This is a genomic window from Streptomyces sp. NPDC029216 (assembly GCF_040648015.1).
Lineage (GTDB): Bacteria > Actinomycetota > Actinomycetes > Streptomycetales > Streptomycetaceae > Streptomyces.
Map to the genome: position 1 here is coordinate 1 of NZ_JBEZWL010000100.1, position 14,685 is coordinate 14,685.

Genomic DNA, 14,685 nt, shown 5'->3' on the forward strand with positions numbered 1-14,685 from the left:
CCGGTCACCGAGCATGGCGCGACGCACCGCCCCCCGTGGGGCGGACCAAGGGGGGTGGAGCGGTGGGAAGTCCCTTGTTACCGGGGCGGCGCGGGCGGGGGACGGCGCGTGAGGATCGGCCTGATCACCCCCGACCCCGGGCATCCGCTCCTGGCGGCCACCGCCGCGCTGCTCGCCGAGGGGCACGCGGTGGACGTGCTGCACCCCGGGGCGGGGGCCGCGGCGGCCGTCGGAGCCCCTGCCGACGTGTACCTGTTGAAGGCACGGACCCCGGAGGCGCTGGAACTGGCCCGGGCGCTGGAGGGCCGGGGCGCGCCGGTGCTGAACTCCGCCGCCGCCACCGAGCGCTGCCAGGACCGGACCGGGATGGCCGGACTGGCCCTCGGGGCCGGGCTCCCCTTCGCCGCCACCCGCACCTTCGGCTCCCTGGCGGAGCTGGAGTCCGCGCCGGGACTGCGGTGGCCGCTGGTGGTCAAGAGCCGGCACAGCCGCAAGGACGACCTGGTCGCCCGCCTCGACGGCCCCGGAAGGCTGCGGGAGCTGGCGCCGCGCTGGGCCGGGGAGCCCGTCGTCACGCAGGCGTTCGCGCCCAACAGCGGCTGGGACCACAAGCTGTGGGTGGTCGGGGACGAGGTCTTCTCCGGCCTGCGCCGCTCCGAACTCGCCGCCCCGGCGGACGCACCGGCCGGCGGCCCGGACCGGCTGCCCGACGGCTGGGCCGCACTGGCCCTGCGGGTCGGCGAGGTCTTCGGGCTGGACGTGTACGGGGTGGACGTCATCGCCACCGGCGACGGCGCCCCCCTCATCGTCGACGTCAACGCCTTCCCCGGGATCCGGGGCCAGGCCGGCGCCCCCGAGGCACTCGCGGCCCTCGCCCTGCGCCGGGCCGCCGCCTCCGCGTCCTGACCCTGTAGCCTGCGGGCCGGCCGACAGGAGGGCGAGCACATGCGTGCGGTGGTGTTCGAACGGTACGGGGAACTGCCGGAGGTACGGGAGGTGCCGGACCCGGCGCCCGCGCCCGGCGGGGTCGTGGTGCGCGTCGAGGCCACGGGGCTGTGCCGCAGCGACTGGCACGGGTGGATGGGCCACGACCCGGACGTCAGCCTGCCGCACGTGCCCGGGCACGAACTGGCCGGAGTGGTCGAGGCGGTGGGGCCGAGCGTGGTGAACTGGCGGGCCGGCGACCGGGTGACGGTGCCCTTCGTCTGCGCCTGCGGGAACTGCGCCGACTGTGCGGCCGGAGACCACCAGGTGTGCGCCCGGCAGACGCAGCCCGGGTTCACCCACTGGGGCTCCTTCGCCGAGTACGTGGCCCTGGACCACGCCGACGTGAACCTGGTGGCGGTGCCCGAGGAGCTGTCGTACGCGACCGCCGCGGCCCTGGGCTGCCGCTTCGCGACGGCGTTCCGGGCGGTGGTCGCCCAGGGCAGGGTAAAGGCGGGTGAATGGGTCGCCGTCCACGGCTGCGGCGGGGTCGGCCTGTCCGCCGTGATGATCGCCGCCGCCGCGGGGGCCCGGGTGGTCGCCGTCGACACGGCGCCGGCGGCGCTGGAGCTGGCCCGGGAGTTCGGGGCGGCGCACTGCGTGGACCCCGCTGCCGTCGGCCCCGGCGGGACGGCCGCGGCGGTGGCGGAGCTGACCGGCGGCGGCGCGCACCTCTCGCTGGACGCCCTGGGCTCCCCCGCGACCGCCGTCGCGTCGGTGGCCGGTCTGCGCCGGCGCGGCCGGCACGTCCAGGTCGGGCTGCTCCCGGCGGCCACCGGCCCGGCGGTACTGCCGCTGGACCGGGTCATCGGCTGGGAGCTGGAGGTCCTCGGCAGCCACGGGATGGCCGCCCACGCCTACCCCCCGATGCTGGAACTGGTCCGCTCCGGCGCTTTGCGCCCCGACCTCCTCGTCACCTCCACGATCCCACTGGACGCGGCCCCCGCGGCCCTGGCCGCAATGGGCACGGCGCCGGGGCGCGGGGTCACGGTGATCCTGCCCCGGACCTAGGGGGTGTTCGGCGCCCCGGGCCCGGCCATGATCCGCCGGACACCCCCTGGACCGGGCGCGGGGTCACGTGATCCTGCCCCGGGCCTGGACGGAGACCCGGGGCAGGAGTTCGGCGGCCGGGGTTCAGCCGGCGAGGAGGGTGAGGGTGTCGATCACGCGGTTCGAGAAGCCCCACTCGTTGTCGTACCAGGCGACCACCTTGATGTGGCGGCCGTCGACGCGGGTGAGCTCCGAGTCGAAGATCGACGAGGCGGGGTTGCCCGTGATGTCGGAGGAGACGAGCGGGTCCTCCGAGTATTCGAGCACCCCGGCCAGCGGGCCCTCGGCGGCGGCCCGGTAGGCCGCCAGCACCTCGTCGCGGGTCACGTCGCGGGCCACCACCGTGTTGAGTTCGACGATCGAGCCCACCGGGACCGGTACGCGGATCGAGTCGCCCGACAGCTTGCCGTCGAGGTTCGGCAGCACCAGGCCGATCGCCTTGGCGGCGCCGGTCGTGGTCGGCACGATGTTGACGGCGGCGGCGCGGGCGCGGCGGGGGTCGCGGTGCGGACCGTCCTGGAGCGCCTGCTCCTGGGTGTAGGCGTGGACCGTCGTCATGAAACCGTGCTCGATGCCAGCCAGTTCGTCGAGGACGGCGGCGAGCGGAGCGAGCGCGTTCGTGGTGCAGGAGGCGTTCGAGACGATCGTGTGCAGCTCCGGGTCGTACGCACCGGTGTTGACGCCGTACGCGAGCGTCACGTCCGCGCCGTCCGACGGGGCGCTGACGAGCACCTTCCTCGCGCCCGCCTTGACGTGGGCGCGGGCGGCCTCCGCGGAGGTGAAGCGGCCGGTCGCCTCCAGGACGATGTCGACGCCGAGTTCGGCCCAGGGCAGCTGCTCCGGCTCGCGCTCGGCGAGCACCGTGATGCGCCGGCCGTCGACCACGAGGGTGTTGCCGTCGACGGTCACCGGGCGGCCGAGCCGGCCGGCCGTCGAGTCGTACGCGAGCAGCCGCGCGAGGGTGGCCGGCTCCGTGAGGTCGTTGACGGCGACGACCTCCAGGTCGCTGTCGCGTTCGAGCAGCGCGCGCAGCACGTTGCGTCCGATGCGGCCGAATCCGTTGATGGCGATGCGAGTCATGAGCGGTTCCCCTTCTGTTCGCCCTCAGATTCGCGCCCGGCGGCCGCCCACGACAGTGGCGGGATTGCCATGGTTCGAAAGTATCTCGCCACCCGTGGCCGCGGCGGTGCTACTCGCCCCGGGTGAAGGTGCGCCGGTACTCGGTCGGGGTGGTGCCGAGGATCCGCTGGAAGTGCAGGCGCAGGTTCGCGCCGGTCCCCAGGCCCACGTCGGCGGCGATCTGCTCGACGCTCCGCTCAGAGCGTTCGAGCAGCTCACGGGCCACGTCGACCCGGGCCCGCATGATCCACTGCATCGGGGTGTACCCGGTGTCCTGCGCGAAGCGCCGCGAGAACGTACGGGGTGACACGGCCGCGTGCTCGGCGAGCGCTTCGAGGGTCAGGGGCTCGCCGAGCCGGTGCAGCGCCCACTCGCGGGTGGCGGCGAAGCGCTCCCCCAGCGGCTCGGGCACGCTGCGCGGGAGGTACTGCGCCTGCCCGCCGCTGCGGTACGGGGCCGCCACCAGGCGCCGGGCCGCGTGGTTCGCCGCGGCCACGCCGAGGTCGCGGCGCAGGATGTGCAGGCACAGGTCGATGCCCGAGGCGGCGCCGGCCGAGGTCAGGACGCTGCCCTCGTCGACGAACAGGACGTTCTCGTCGAGCCGGATGCGGGGGTGCTTGGCCACGAGCGCCCGCGCGTAGTGCCAGTGGGTGGTGGCCCGCTTGCCGTCGAGCAGACCCGTGGCGGCCAGCGCGAACGCGCCCGTCGAGATGGCGGCGAGCCGCGCGCCCCGCTCGTGGGCGGCGGTCAGTGCATCGACGACCTCCGGCGGCGGGTCCTCACGGTCGGGGAAGCGGTAGCCGGGGACGAAGACGATGTCGGCCCACGCGAGCGCCTCCAGCCCGTGGGTGACGTGGTACGACAGGCCGTCCCCGCCGGTGACCAGGCCCGGGGCCGCGCCGCAGACCCGCACCTCGTACGGCATGCTCGCCCGGCTGCTGAAGACCTGCGCGGGGATGCCGACGTCGAGGGGCTTCGCCCCTTCGAGGACGAGGACGGCGACACGGTGCGGGCGGGAAGGGGACACGTCGGAAGGGTACGCGGGCCCGGCCTGGCCCGAAGGGCGCGGGGCCTCAGCCGGAGTGCCGGCGGCGGGCGCGTCTGCGCAGGTGGAGGACGGCGGCCCCGAGCACCCCCAGGGCGGCCGCGAGCGTCGGGAGCCACGCCGGGACGCCGCCCACCGTGAGGATCTCGTTGCGGTACACGACCCGGCGGAACGCGGTGTCCGTGCGCGTCGCGCGCAGTTCGTGGTCGCCCTCGATGCGCGCGGGCTGCGGGAACCTCTGCTCGATCGCCGTGAGGAACACCGGCCCGTCCCCCGCCAGCTCGGCCAGGGCCCCCGTCGGTGTGACCGTCCCCGCGAAGGTCACCTCGGGCGCCGCCCCGCCGATCGCGGAAGCCGGCTCCATCCGGTGGGCGGCCAGGACGTACAGGCCGAGGGACTGCGGGGTGGCGGCCAGCCGGGACAGCCGCATCGGGTAGACGAGCCGGGTGCTGTCGAAGCGGATCCGCAGCGGGTCCAGCTCCCCGTACAGCCGCTTGCCCGCCTCGCGCGGGGCCAGGCGGACGGCGACGTACTCCCACTTCTGGTCGACGTACGGCTTCAGTTCGACGGCGAGCCGATCCGGCAGCACGAACCCGTTGGACTCCAGCCAGGTGCGCAGTGCCTCGGGGTCGGTGGCGGTCAGCCGGGCCACGTCGAAGTCACCGAGCTGCTCGCGTCCGACCACACCGACGGAAGTCCCGCCCCCGGGCGCCGGCGCGGCCGCGGTGTCCCCGGCCCCGGAGGAGAACGGCCAGTCGCCGCCGCGCGGCCAGAAGTACGTACGGGTCCTGCGCTCCGGCCGGGTGAGCCCGGCCAGTTCGGGGAAGAGCCCGGGGTTGCCGAGGCGTACCGTCGCCCGCCCGGGCACCGGCATGATCCAGGCGGCGCGGCGGGCGTCACCGCCCACGGTGAACCGCATCGCGATCTCCTCGGTCCGCCCGTCCCAGCGCACGACGGAGCTCTCCCGGTCGACGCCGATCCGGGACCCCCGGTCGGGGACCATCGCCCCGCAGCCGCACGCGTAGGCGGGGCTGATCAGGGACACGGTCTGGGTGGCCAGCAGGGCCAGGAGCAGCGCGACGATCCTTCTTCTCATCCACACGGGGGCTCAGACGCGGACGCCCGGGGTCCGGTTCCGCCGGGCCGGATCCCGGCCCGTCGTCCGGCCCTCGGACGGGTCGCTCGACCGCCCCCGGCGCCCGCTCCCATACTTGGGCCTCATGAGAGGGATGGACAAGGACACCGTGCGCAGCAGCCCACTGGTGCCCGCCGCCGTGGGGGCCGAGATCGCACGGCACGACTGGGCGTCCGTCGAGTGCGGCTGCGGCCGTTCGGCGGGGCATCTGGAGGACACCTTGTGGCACGCCGCCGAGGGGCATCCGGCGGCCTTCCACGCCCTGGAGGGGCACGTCTTCGCCCGCTCCAGGCTCTGGCCTCCCGCCCCGGCGGCCTGTGGGGTGCTGATGGCCGTCTGGTCGGCCGGCCCGCCCCGGCTGGCGACCCGCGAGGCCCTGCTGTGGACGCTGCTCGCGCTGCTGAACACGGAGGACGACGGGTCCCCGTACGAGGCGGGGCTCTACGGGCAGTGCGCCGCCTTCGTCCGGGCCGGCCTGCCGCAGCTGCGTGGCGGTCTGGCCGGCCGGCCCGGTTCGGTGTCGGCCGCCTACGCCGAGGGCATCGTCGGCATCATCGGGCTGTGCGCCTGAGGCTGCCCAGCAGCTCCGGGGTGACCTCCTCCAGGGAGGCCGCGAAGGTGCGCGCCGCCGAGTCCGGCACGCCGAGCAGCGAGGGCACCACCAGGACCGGGCAGCCCGCGGCCTCGGCGGAGGCCGCGCCGTCCGGGGAGTCCTCGACCGCGACGCACTCCCCCGGTGCCAGGCCCAGGCGTTCGGCGGCGGCGCGGTAGGGGTCGGGATGCGGCTTGGTGCGCACGGTGTCGTCGGCGGAGAGGGTGAAGGCGAAGGGGACGTGGGCCAGCGCGCCCCCGACCACCTGGTCGACGACCACCCGGGGCGAGGCGCTGACCAGCGCGAAGGGCACGCCCCGCGCCTCCAGGGCGGTCAGCAGCCGCTGGGCTCCGGGGCGGACCGGGGCGCCGGCCGCGACCCGGCGGAAGAAGCCCTCGGTGAGTTCTTCCGCGACCGGCCCGGTGTCCGCTCCCCCGGCGCCGGGGCCGCCGGTGACCCGTACGAGGTGGGCCGCGGTGTCGGCGACCGCGCGGCCGACGACCTCGGGGGCGTCGGCCGGGCCGAGCCGGTGGCCGAGGCGGGCCGCGACCTCCTCGGTGGTCTCCCACCACAGCACCTCGGTGTCCACGAGGGTGCCGTCCATGTCGAAGAGGACGGCGGCGAGTTCGCTCACGCGGCCCTCGCCACGACGAGCACGGGCCGCTCGGCCAGGCCGACGGTGGCCCGTGCGCCCGGCGTCAGGCCGCCCGCGTCCCGGGAGGGGACGTCGGCCTTGACCTTCGTGCCGTCGGCCAGGTCGAGGTGGAGGCGGGTGACGGCGCCGAAGAAGGAGGCCGAGGTCACGGTGGCGCCGCCCGCCGCGTCGGCGGCGACGGTGAGGTTCTCGGGCCGGACCAGCACCTCCACGTCGGACGTGTCGGGGACCGGGCCGTCGACGGGCAGCCGGGTACCGGCGACCTCGACCCGGCCCGAGCCGGCGAGCCGCCCCGGCAGCCGGTTCATGGTGCCGACGAACTCGGCGACGAAGGGCGTCGCGGGCCGCTCGTAGAGCTCGGCGGGGGCGGCGCACTGCTCCAGCTTCCCCGCGTTCAGGACGGCGACCCGGTCCGCCATGGACAGGGCCTCCTCCTGGTCGTGGGTGACGAACACGGTGGTGATGCCGAGGGAGAGCTGGAGGCGGCGGATCTCCTCGCGCAGGTTCGCCCGTACCTTCGCGTCCAGGGCGGACAGCGGCTCGTCGAGCAGCAGTACGCGCGGGCGCAGGGCCAGGGCGCGGGCGAGGGCGACGCGCTGCTGCTGGCCGCCGGACATCTGGTGCGGGTAGCGCTCGCCGTGGTCGGGCAGGCCGACCAGGTCCAGGAGTTCGGCGGCGCGTTCGCGGCGGCGGGCCGCCGGGACGCCCCGTACGCGCAGGCCGAAGGCGACGTTCTCGCGGGCGTTGAGGTTCGGGAAGAGGCTGTACGACTGGAAGACCATCCCGGCGTCGCGGCGGTTGGCCGGGACCCGGGTGATGTCCTCGCCGTCGACCAGGACCTCGCCGGAGTCGGGGTGTTCGAAGCCGGCGAGCACGCGCAGGGCGGTGGTCTTGCCGCAGCCCGACGGCCCGAGCAGGGCGAGGAGTTCGCCGGGCTCGACGGTCAGGTCGAGTCCGTCGAGGGCGGTGGTGGTGCCGAACGCGCGGCGCAGGCCGCGGAATTCGACGCGGGCGCCCCCGGTGGCGGCGGACCCGGCCGGCTTCCCGGCCGCGGTGAGGGTGGTGGGCATGGGGGTCAGGACTCCTTGCGGGAGGTGGCGGGGGCGGAGGCCGTCGTGGACGGCGCGGTTCCGGCCCGCGAGAGGACGAGCAGCAGCAGCCAGGTGATGAGGAGGCTGAGGATGGAGACGGCCACCGACATCCGGGCCTGGGCACCGGAGATGGAGACGATCCACACCGCGAAGGGCCGGAAGCCCAGCAGGGAGGCGATGGTGAACTCGCCGAGCACCAGCGCCAGGGTGAGGAAGGCCGCCCCCGCCAGGGAGGTCCGCAGGTTCGGCAGCAGCACCCGCCACACCACGTACGGCCAGCTCGCGCCGCAGCTGCGGGCGGCCTCGACCAGCGTCGGGACGTCCACGGCGCGCAGGCCCGCGTCGAGCGAGCGGTGGACGAAGGGCAGCGCCAGCACCGTGTAGGCGAGGACCAGGACGACGGGGAACCGCTCGTCCTGCACGGCGATGAAGGTCTGGTAGAGCGGGGTCCGCGAGAGGTGCTCGGGCCCCCAGCGGAGCACGGTGGTGATCCCGGTGACCAGGGCGATGGGCGGCACCACCAGCGGCAGCATGCACACCACCTCGACCACGGGCCGCAGCCTCGGCGAGCCGATCCGTACGGCGATCAGCGCGGGCACGGCCAGCAGCAGGGACAGGGCGATGGTGGCGGCGGCCAGGCCCAGGGAGAGCAGCAGGCTCTCGGTGAACCCCTCGGCGCCCAGCAGTTCGGTGTACGCCTCGAAGGTGACGCCCTGGCCGGGCACGTGCACGGTGAAGACGAAGGAGGCGAGGAGCGGGAGCAGGAAGTACGCCCCGGCGAGGGCGAGTACGGCGCCGCGCCAGATCCGGGGGCGGTGGCGGGCCGGCTTCCCGGCCCGGGCGGTGGCCTTCGCGGGGGCTTCGGCTTCGTCCGGCACGGCCCCGGGGACGGTCTCGGTGATCTCGGCGGGTCCGGTCATCGCAGCCATCGGGCGCTCCGTCGCTGGAGGGGCAGGTAGACCGCCATGACCAGGCCGGCGATCAGGATCATGTCGAGGCCGAGGGCGAGCGCCACGTTCTCCTGGCCGGTGAGCACGTTGCCGGAGAGGGCGTCCGCGATCTTCAGGGTGACCAGCGGTACGGAGCCCCCGACGAGGGCGGCTGCCGTCGCGTGGGCCGCGAAGGCGGTGCCGAAGAGCAGGACGAACCCGCCGAGCAGGGAGGGCGCGAGCACCGGCAGGCCGACGTGGCGCCAGAACTGCCGTCCGGTGGCCCCGTTGTTCTGGGCGGCCTCGCGCCACTGCGGGCGCAGCCCGTCCAGGGCGGGGACGGTCACCAGCACCATCAGCGGGACCAGGAAGTACAGGTAGACCACGGTGAGGCCGGTGAAGGAGTACAGGTCCCAGCCCAGGCCGGTGAGGTCGGCGAGCCGGGTGACCACCCCGGAGATGCCGGCGGTGGCGATGAACGCGAAGGCCAGCGGGACCCCGCCGAAGTTGGCGAGGACGCCCGAGGCGGTCAGGGCCGCCGAGCGCAGGGCGGTGGAGCGGGAGGTGACCAGCGCCTGGGCGACCAGGACGCCGAGCAGCGCGCCCAGCAGGGCGGTCAGGGCGGAGAGCTGGACGCTGCCGGACAGGGAGCCGAGGTAGGGGCCCTGGAGGGAGCGGGCCAGGTGCTCGCCGGTGACCCGGGTGGCGCCGGTGGCCGGGTCGGTGCGGGTGACCGCGCCGAAGGCGATGGCGCCGAGCGGGATGCCGAAGCAGAGCCCGGTGAAGACGAGGAGGGGGAGGGCGGCGAGCCAGGTGCGCGGGCCGCGCCGCCGGCGGCGGGGGGTGGTGCCGCCGGCGGTCCCCGTCGTGAGGGGGGTGGTGGGGGCGGACATCAGCTGAGGGCCTTGTCCCACTTCTCGGCGAGGACGGCCTTGGCCTTGTCGAGCTCGGTCGAGGCCGGGAAGGACGGGGTGCCCTGGACTTGGGGGAGCTTGGTGACGGCGTCCTTGTCGGCGGTGCCGTCCTGGGTCATGTTCGGGAGCAGCACGGGGCGGGCGTGGCCCTTGAGCCAGATGTTCTGGCCCTCGGTGCTGTAGAGGAACTCCATCCACAGGCGGGCGGCCGCCGGGTTGGGGGCCTCCTTGTTGATGGCCTGGGAGTAGAACTGGGCGTAGACGCCGTCGGCGGGGACGACGGTCTTCCAGTCGACGCCCTTGCCCTTGAACTGCTCGGCGTAGCCGGCGTTGAGGTAGTCCCAGTCGATCGAGATGGGGGTCTCGCCCTTCTCGACGGTGGCGGGGGTGGACTCGACGGGGATGAAGTTGCCGCTCCGCCGCAGCTGTCCGAAGAAGTCGATGCCGGGCTGGATGTCGGCGAAGGAGCCCTTGTTGGCGAGGGCGGCCGCGTAGACGCCGCCGAAGGCGGAGCCGGACTTGGTCGGGTTGCCGTTGAGGGCGACCTTGCCCTTGTACTCGGGCTTGAGCAGGTCGGCGAAGGTCTGCGGGCAGGTGGGGATCTTCGCGGCGTCGCAGCCGATGGAGACGTAGCCGCCGTAGTCGTTGTACCAGCGGGCGTCGGCGTCCTTCTGGGAGGCGGGGATCTTGTCCCAGGCGGTGACCTTGTAGGGGGCGAAGAGGTTCTCGCCGGCTCCGCTGCGGGCGAAGGCGATGCCCAGGTCGAGGACGTCGGGGGCGCGGTTCTGGCCCTTGCGGGACTTGACGGCGGCGATCTCGTCGGCGCTGGTGGCGTCCGGGTTCTCGCTGGAGACCTTGATCTTGGGGTACTTGGCCTGGAAGGCCTTGATCATCTCGCCGTAGTTCGCCCAGTCCGGCGGCAGGGCGATCACGTTGAGCCGACCCTCCTTCTCGGCGGCCGCGACGAGGGCGTCCATGCCGCCGAGGCCGGCCGCGGAGGTGGCGGTGGCCGGCTGGGCCCCGCCCTTGGCGTCACCGCCGGCGGCGGGCTGGTCGGGGGCGGCGCCGCACGCGCCGAGGGTGGCGAGGGCGGCGGCACTGAGCAGGACGGCCGCACCGCGACGGGCGGAGGAACGGAACACGGTCTCTCCCGGAGACGAAGGGGGGATCACTTGTCAGGCTTCACTTGTCTGAACAAGTTGGCCCCAGTTCGCCCGTGCCGGCTGTACGGGCGGTGAACGGCGCCTGGCCCCGGGGGCACGGCTCGACGACAACACGAGAATGACCGAAAGAAGTCGTGACATGACCCACTTGAATGATCATGAGTGGCGGTGCGGGAGGACCCGCACACGGCGAGCGGGGGGCGAACGGCATGGGCACGGTCCGGTATCTGGAGATCGCGGAGGAGCTGCGCCGGGCGATCCTGTCTGGCGCGTACCCGGTGGGCGCCCGGCTGCCTTCCGAGAGCGATCTGGCGGCCCGCTGGTCCGCCTCGCGCGGTACGGTCCGCCAGGCCGTGGCCACGCTGGCCGCCGAGGGGCTCGTCGGCTCCAGCCAGGGGGCCCGCAGGATCGTCCTGCGCCACGAGCGCCGGCACAGCTTCGGCGAGCTGAACAGCTTCGCGCAGTGGGCCGAGGGGGTCGGCCACGAGACCAGCAGCCGCTTCCTCTCACGGACCCGCCGGCCCGCGACGGCCGAGGAGGCCGAGCGCCTGGCGCTGGCCCCGGGCACGGAGGTCCTGGCCGTGCTGCGGCTGAGGCTGCTGGACGGGGAGCCCGCCATGGTGGAGCGGACCGCGTACGCCGACTGGGTCGCGGCGGCCGTGGAGGCCATGCCGGAGGACTGCCGCTCGGTCATGGACGGCCTGGCCACGGACTCCGGCATCACGGCCCACTACGGCGAGCACCTGATCGACGCGCTCCCCGCGGGCAGCGAGGACGCCCGCCTGCTGGGGATCCGGCGCGGCAGCCCGCTGCTGCGCCAGCGTCATGTCTCGGCCACCCGTACGGCCCGCCCGATCGAGTGGTCCGACGACCGGTACCGGGCCGGCAGCGTCACCTTCAGTGTGAGCAACTCTGCGGTAACCGCGCCGTTGGAGCGGCACCCGGGCGGCGGGGAGCACTGAGCGCCCGTCAGGCGACCGGCCGGCTGGCGGCCGCGTCGGCGACCGCGTCGGCCGCCGCCTCGTCGATCGCCTCGGGGAGCCAGTCCCGGGTGTGGGAGAAGGCGAAGCCGAGGCGGGTGGCGCGGCCGTTGTCCAGGGCGTAGGAGCGGTCGAAGGAGAAGGGGGAGGCCTCCTCCCCGGCACCGACGGTCCGGTACCGGGCCGGGCGCCCGAGCCGGCGGCCCACCAGGCCGGCCAGGGCGGTGACGGTGAGCGGGCCGTGCGAGGCCGCGTTGACCGGGCCCGTGAAGGTCCTGGCCGCGGCCCAGGCCAGGAAGGACGCGATCTCCCGGTGGTCGATGAAGGAGGTGGCGTACGGCGCCTCGTGCACGGCCACCGGCAGCCCGGCGGCGATCCGCCCGGCGTAGTGCGCCAGCCGTCCGGTGAACTCCTCCCGGCCGCCGCCCAGGACGTGCGCGGAGCGCACGCTCACGAAGGGGAACGCCGGATCGCGCAGGAACACCGCCTCGGCCCGCCGCTTCCCCTCGGCGTAGCCGGGAAGTCCCGGCGGCGGGTCCAGCGGGTCGAAGGCGCCCTCGGCCACCGGGCCGGCGGTCCCGGGCGCGGGCGGGGTGAGGAAGGTGGCCGGGTCGTACACCTCCATCGTCGAGGTCATCACGTACCGTCCGGCGCGGCCGCCGCCGAACACCCGGCGGGCGACCCCGGCCTGGTGCGGGGTGTAGCAGACCTGGTCGAGGACCACGTCGAAGGCGCGGGAGCCGAGGGCCGCGCGCAGCCCGTCCTCGTCGTCGCGGTCGGCGACCAGGTGGGCGGTGCCGGGGGGCGGGGTGGAGGAGCCGCGGTTGAGGACGGTGACCTCGCTGCCCGCGTCGCGCAGCAGGGTGACCAGGTGCTTGCCGAAGTAGCGGCTTCCGCCGATGACCAGAATCTTGTCCATGCCCCGACTCTGCCGTTGTAGGGTCTCCAGCAGAACTGATGACTTGCTGAACGGGTATGAAGGAAAACTGTTGATCGATGTGCACCGGCTGCGCGTCCTGCGGGCCGTGGCGGAACACGGCAGCTTCAACCGGGCCGCGACGACGCTGCGGATGACCCCCTCGGCGGTCTCGCAGCACATCGCCGCGTTGGAGCGGGGCCTCGGCCACCCGGTGGCCGAGCGCAGCACGCGCGGGGTCACGCTCACCGAGGCGGGCCGGATGCTGGCGGAGACGGCGGAGACGGTCACCGCCGAGCTGGACCGGGTCCGCGCGCGGATCGACCGGCTGGCCGCCGGCCGGCCCCGGCTGACGGTGGCCACCTTCACCAGCGGGGGCCGCCACCTGCTGCCGGGGGCCCTGTCCGCCTTCGTCACCGCCCATCCGGAGGTGGAGCTGACGGTCCTGGAGGCCGAGCCGGAGACCTCGCTGCCGATGGTCCGCTCCGGTGCGGCGGACCTGGCCCTGGCCTACCACTTCGACGGCCCGCTGCCCTCCGGGACCGGGCTGTCCTGGCTGCCGCTGCTGGAGGACCCGCTGTACGCGGTCCTGCCGGCCGGGCACCGGCTCGCCGAGCGGGCGGCGGTCGAGCCGGCCGAGCTGGCGGCCGACCGCTGGGTGCTGGGCTGCCTCAAGACGGAGGCCTTCCTGCGCCGGTACGCGGACCGGGCCGGGTTCGAGCTGCTGGTCGCCGCGTCCACCACCGACTACTTCTTCGCGCAGACCCTGGTCGGGGCGGGCGTCGGCGTGGCACTGGTCCCGCACATCGCCCTGGCCCCGCCCGCCGGAACGGCGGTGGTCCCCCTCGCCCCGCCCCGCCCGGCCCGCCACCTCGGCGTCGCCGCCCCCCTGCACGCCCCGCAGCCGTACGCGGCGGCCCTGGCGCAGGCCCTGCGCGCGACGGCGGCCCGGGACGCCGAACCGGGGACAACGGGCCCTGCCGCGTAGGAGCATGGACCCGGCCGGGGGCAGCGGCGGAGGGGGCCGGGGTGGGCGTCGAGTACGTGGTCGGAGAGGGCCGTCCGGCCCTGTGGCTGGTCTGCGCCTGCTATCTGGTGGTCGTCTACCTCACCAGCCGGGGGCTGATCGCGGCGCCCCGCTACCGCCTCCTCCAGGCGCGCCTGCACGGCTGCCGGGTCCGGGCCGAGGTGGTCGCCGCCACGGCCGCCGGGGGCGGGGCCGGGGGCCCCGTCAGGGCCGCCGCGCTGAAGGCGGTCACCGACCGGCTGGACCGGCTGGAACGCAACGGGCAGGTGGCCTGGCGCCTGCTGCCCCGGCGGTGGGTGATCGCCATACCGCTGTCGAAACTGGCCTCCGCCTGGCGCGTGTTGCACGAGGCCGAGTCCCAACTGCTGCGCCTGGAGGGCCCCGAGGAGATCGCCCTGCGCTCCCGGGCCCTGCGGCTGCGCCTCGGCGGCGACCGGGACCCGGCCGACGGGTCCCTCGCGGGGGAACTCGCCGCGCACGCCGGTGACCCGGCGGCCGAGCGGGCCGCGCTGATCGCCGTCACCGATCGGCTGGCCGAACGCGAGGACGACGCCTTCGAGCGCGAGTACGAGCTCCAGCGCATCGCCCTGTGGCTGGCCCTCACCGGCCTGGGCGCGGTGCTGTTGATCGGCCTGGCCCTCGACCACCGGCTCTCGCTCCTGCTCGGCGGCCTGGGCGGGTTCCTGTCCCCGCTGGTCGGCGTCATGCGCGCGCAGCGGCCCGCCTCCTGGGGGGTCCTCGTCCTGGCGCCGGTCGGCGGGGCCCTGGCGGCGCCCGGCGGACTGCTGCTCGTACGGATGCTCGCCGACCCCGAACTGAACCTGCTGGGGCAGGTGTTCCTCGACAACTCCTGGGGCTCCCCCGCCCGCCCCATCGCGCTGGCGATCGCCCTCCTCTTCGGCTTCTCGGGCACCCTGTTCTCCCGCCTCGCCCTCGCGGCCACCGGCCAGCTCATGCCCGCGGGCCGGGCGGCCGGACGCCCCGAGCGCGGCCACCGGCCGCCCATCGGCCCGTGACGGCCGCGGCGGGAGTGCCGGCCGGCGGAGACCGGTCGCGGGCCGGGGAGCCCCGCGGCTAGGTTCTGG

Annotated in this window: 15 protein-coding genes; 6 read left to right on the forward strand and 9 right to left on the reverse strand. The window is 75.1% G+C overall.

What is annotated here, in order from left to right:
- The first annotated feature begins 108 nt into the window (after positions 1-108).
- Together AB0F18_RS28000 and AB0F18_RS28005 are read left to right on the forward strand one after the other, a co-directional pair.
- Positions 109-906, forward strand: coding sequence for an alpha-L-glutamate ligase (locus AB0F18_RS28000; protein ID WP_362065548.1), 798 nt, complete (start codon positions 109-111; stop codon positions 904-906).
- Between the two features lie 39 nt (positions 907-945).
- A complete protein-coding gene (locus tag AB0F18_RS28005) occupies positions 946-1,995 on the forward strand; it encodes a zinc-dependent alcohol dehydrogenase family protein (RefSeq protein WP_362065551.1) in 1,050 nt (349 codons plus the stop codon).
- Positions 1,996-2,118: 123 nt separating this feature from the next.
- Here AB0F18_RS28005 and gap read toward each other — a convergent pair whose 3' ends face one another.
- The 3 genes from gap to AB0F18_RS28020 form a co-directional block, all read right to left on the reverse strand.
- Positions 2,119-3,114, reverse strand: coding sequence for a type I glyceraldehyde-3-phosphate dehydrogenase (gene gap, locus AB0F18_RS28010; RefSeq protein ID WP_362065554.1), 996 nt, complete (start codon positions 3,112-3,114; stop codon positions 2,119-2,121).
- Positions 3,115-3,223: 109 nt separating this feature from the next.
- Positions 3,224-4,180 (reverse strand): helix-turn-helix domain-containing protein, encoded by a 957-nt coding sequence (locus tag AB0F18_RS28015; RefSeq protein ID WP_362065557.1) that lies wholly within the window; start codon positions 4,178-4,180, stop codon positions 3,224-3,226.
- 46 nt (positions 4,181-4,226) lie between these two features.
- The gene (locus AB0F18_RS28020) at positions 4,227-5,294 is read right to left on the reverse strand and encodes a DUF2330 domain-containing protein (RefSeq protein WP_362065560.1); all 1,068 of its coding nucleotides are present in this window, start codon (positions 5,292-5,294) and stop codon (positions 4,227-4,229) included.
- 124 nt (positions 5,295-5,418) lie between these two features.
- Between AB0F18_RS28020 and AB0F18_RS28025 the strand changes: the two genes are divergently transcribed.
- A complete protein-coding gene (locus AB0F18_RS28025) occupies positions 5,419-5,904 on the forward strand; it encodes a hypothetical protein (RefSeq protein ID WP_362065563.1) in 486 nt (161 codons plus the stop codon).
- Here the strand turns inward: AB0F18_RS28025 and AB0F18_RS28030 are convergent.
- The 5 genes from AB0F18_RS28030 to AB0F18_RS28050 are packed head-to-tail and all read right to left on the reverse strand — an operon-like array spanning position 5,885 to position 10,656.
- A complete protein-coding gene (locus AB0F18_RS28030; protein ID WP_362065619.1) occupies positions 5,885-6,529 on the reverse strand; it encodes an HAD family phosphatase in 645 nt (214 codons plus the stop codon). The genes AB0F18_RS28025 and AB0F18_RS28030 overlap by 20 nt on opposite strands.
- A 26-nt stretch (positions 6,530-6,555) precedes the next feature.
- Complete coding sequence (locus AB0F18_RS28035; RefSeq protein WP_362065566.1) at positions 6,556-7,650, reverse strand: ABC transporter ATP-binding protein; 1,095 nt, start codon at positions 7,648-7,650, stop codon at positions 6,556-6,558.
- Positions 7,651-7,655: 5 nt separating this feature from the next.
- On the reverse strand, positions 7,656-8,600 hold the full coding sequence (locus AB0F18_RS28040; protein WP_362065569.1) for an ABC transporter permease subunit: 945 nt from the start codon (positions 8,598-8,600) through the stop codon (positions 7,656-7,658).
- On the reverse strand, positions 8,588-9,493 hold the full coding sequence (locus AB0F18_RS28045; RefSeq protein WP_362065572.1) for an ABC transporter permease subunit: 906 nt from the start codon (positions 9,491-9,493) through the stop codon (positions 8,588-8,590). Before AB0F18_RS28045 ends, AB0F18_RS28040 begins: the two co-directional genes overlap by 13 nt.
- Positions 9,493-10,656: an extracellular solute-binding protein gene (locus AB0F18_RS28050; RefSeq protein ID WP_362065575.1), complete on the reverse strand. Its 1,164-nt coding sequence runs from the start codon at positions 10,654-10,656 to the stop codon at positions 9,493-9,495. The genes AB0F18_RS28045 and AB0F18_RS28050 overlap by 1 nt, the downstream gene beginning before the upstream one ends.
- Positions 10,657-10,886: 230 nt before the next feature.
- Between AB0F18_RS28050 and AB0F18_RS28055 the strand changes: the two genes are divergently transcribed.
- Positions 10,887-11,639 carry a GntR family transcriptional regulator gene (locus tag AB0F18_RS28055; RefSeq protein WP_362065578.1) on the forward strand — a complete coding sequence of 251 codons (753 nt, stop codon included), beginning with the start codon at positions 10,887-10,889 and terminating at the stop codon, positions 11,637-11,639.
- A gap of 7 nt (positions 11,640-11,646) precedes the next feature.
- Here the strand turns inward: AB0F18_RS28055 and AB0F18_RS28060 are convergent, their stop codons facing one another.
- Positions 11,647-12,576 (reverse strand): NAD-dependent epimerase/dehydratase family protein, encoded by a 930-nt coding sequence (locus tag AB0F18_RS28060; protein ID WP_362065581.1) that lies wholly within the window; start codon positions 12,574-12,576, stop codon positions 11,647-11,649.
- A gap of 70 nt (positions 12,577-12,646) precedes the next feature.
- Here AB0F18_RS28060 and AB0F18_RS28065 point away from each other — a divergent pair, with 70 nt between their 5' ends.
- Together AB0F18_RS28065 and AB0F18_RS28070 are read left to right on the forward strand one after the other, a co-directional pair.
- The gene (locus tag AB0F18_RS28065; protein ID WP_362065584.1) at positions 12,647-13,561 is read left to right on the forward strand and encodes a LysR family transcriptional regulator; all 915 of its coding nucleotides are present in this window, start codon (positions 12,647-12,649) and stop codon (positions 13,559-13,561) included.
- 41 nt (positions 13,562-13,602) lie between these two features.
- Positions 13,603-14,616, forward strand: coding sequence for a hypothetical protein (locus AB0F18_RS28070; RefSeq protein WP_362065587.1), 1,014 nt, complete (start codon positions 13,603-13,605; stop codon positions 14,614-14,616).
- The last annotated feature ends 69 nt before the right edge of the window (positions 14,617-14,685 follow it).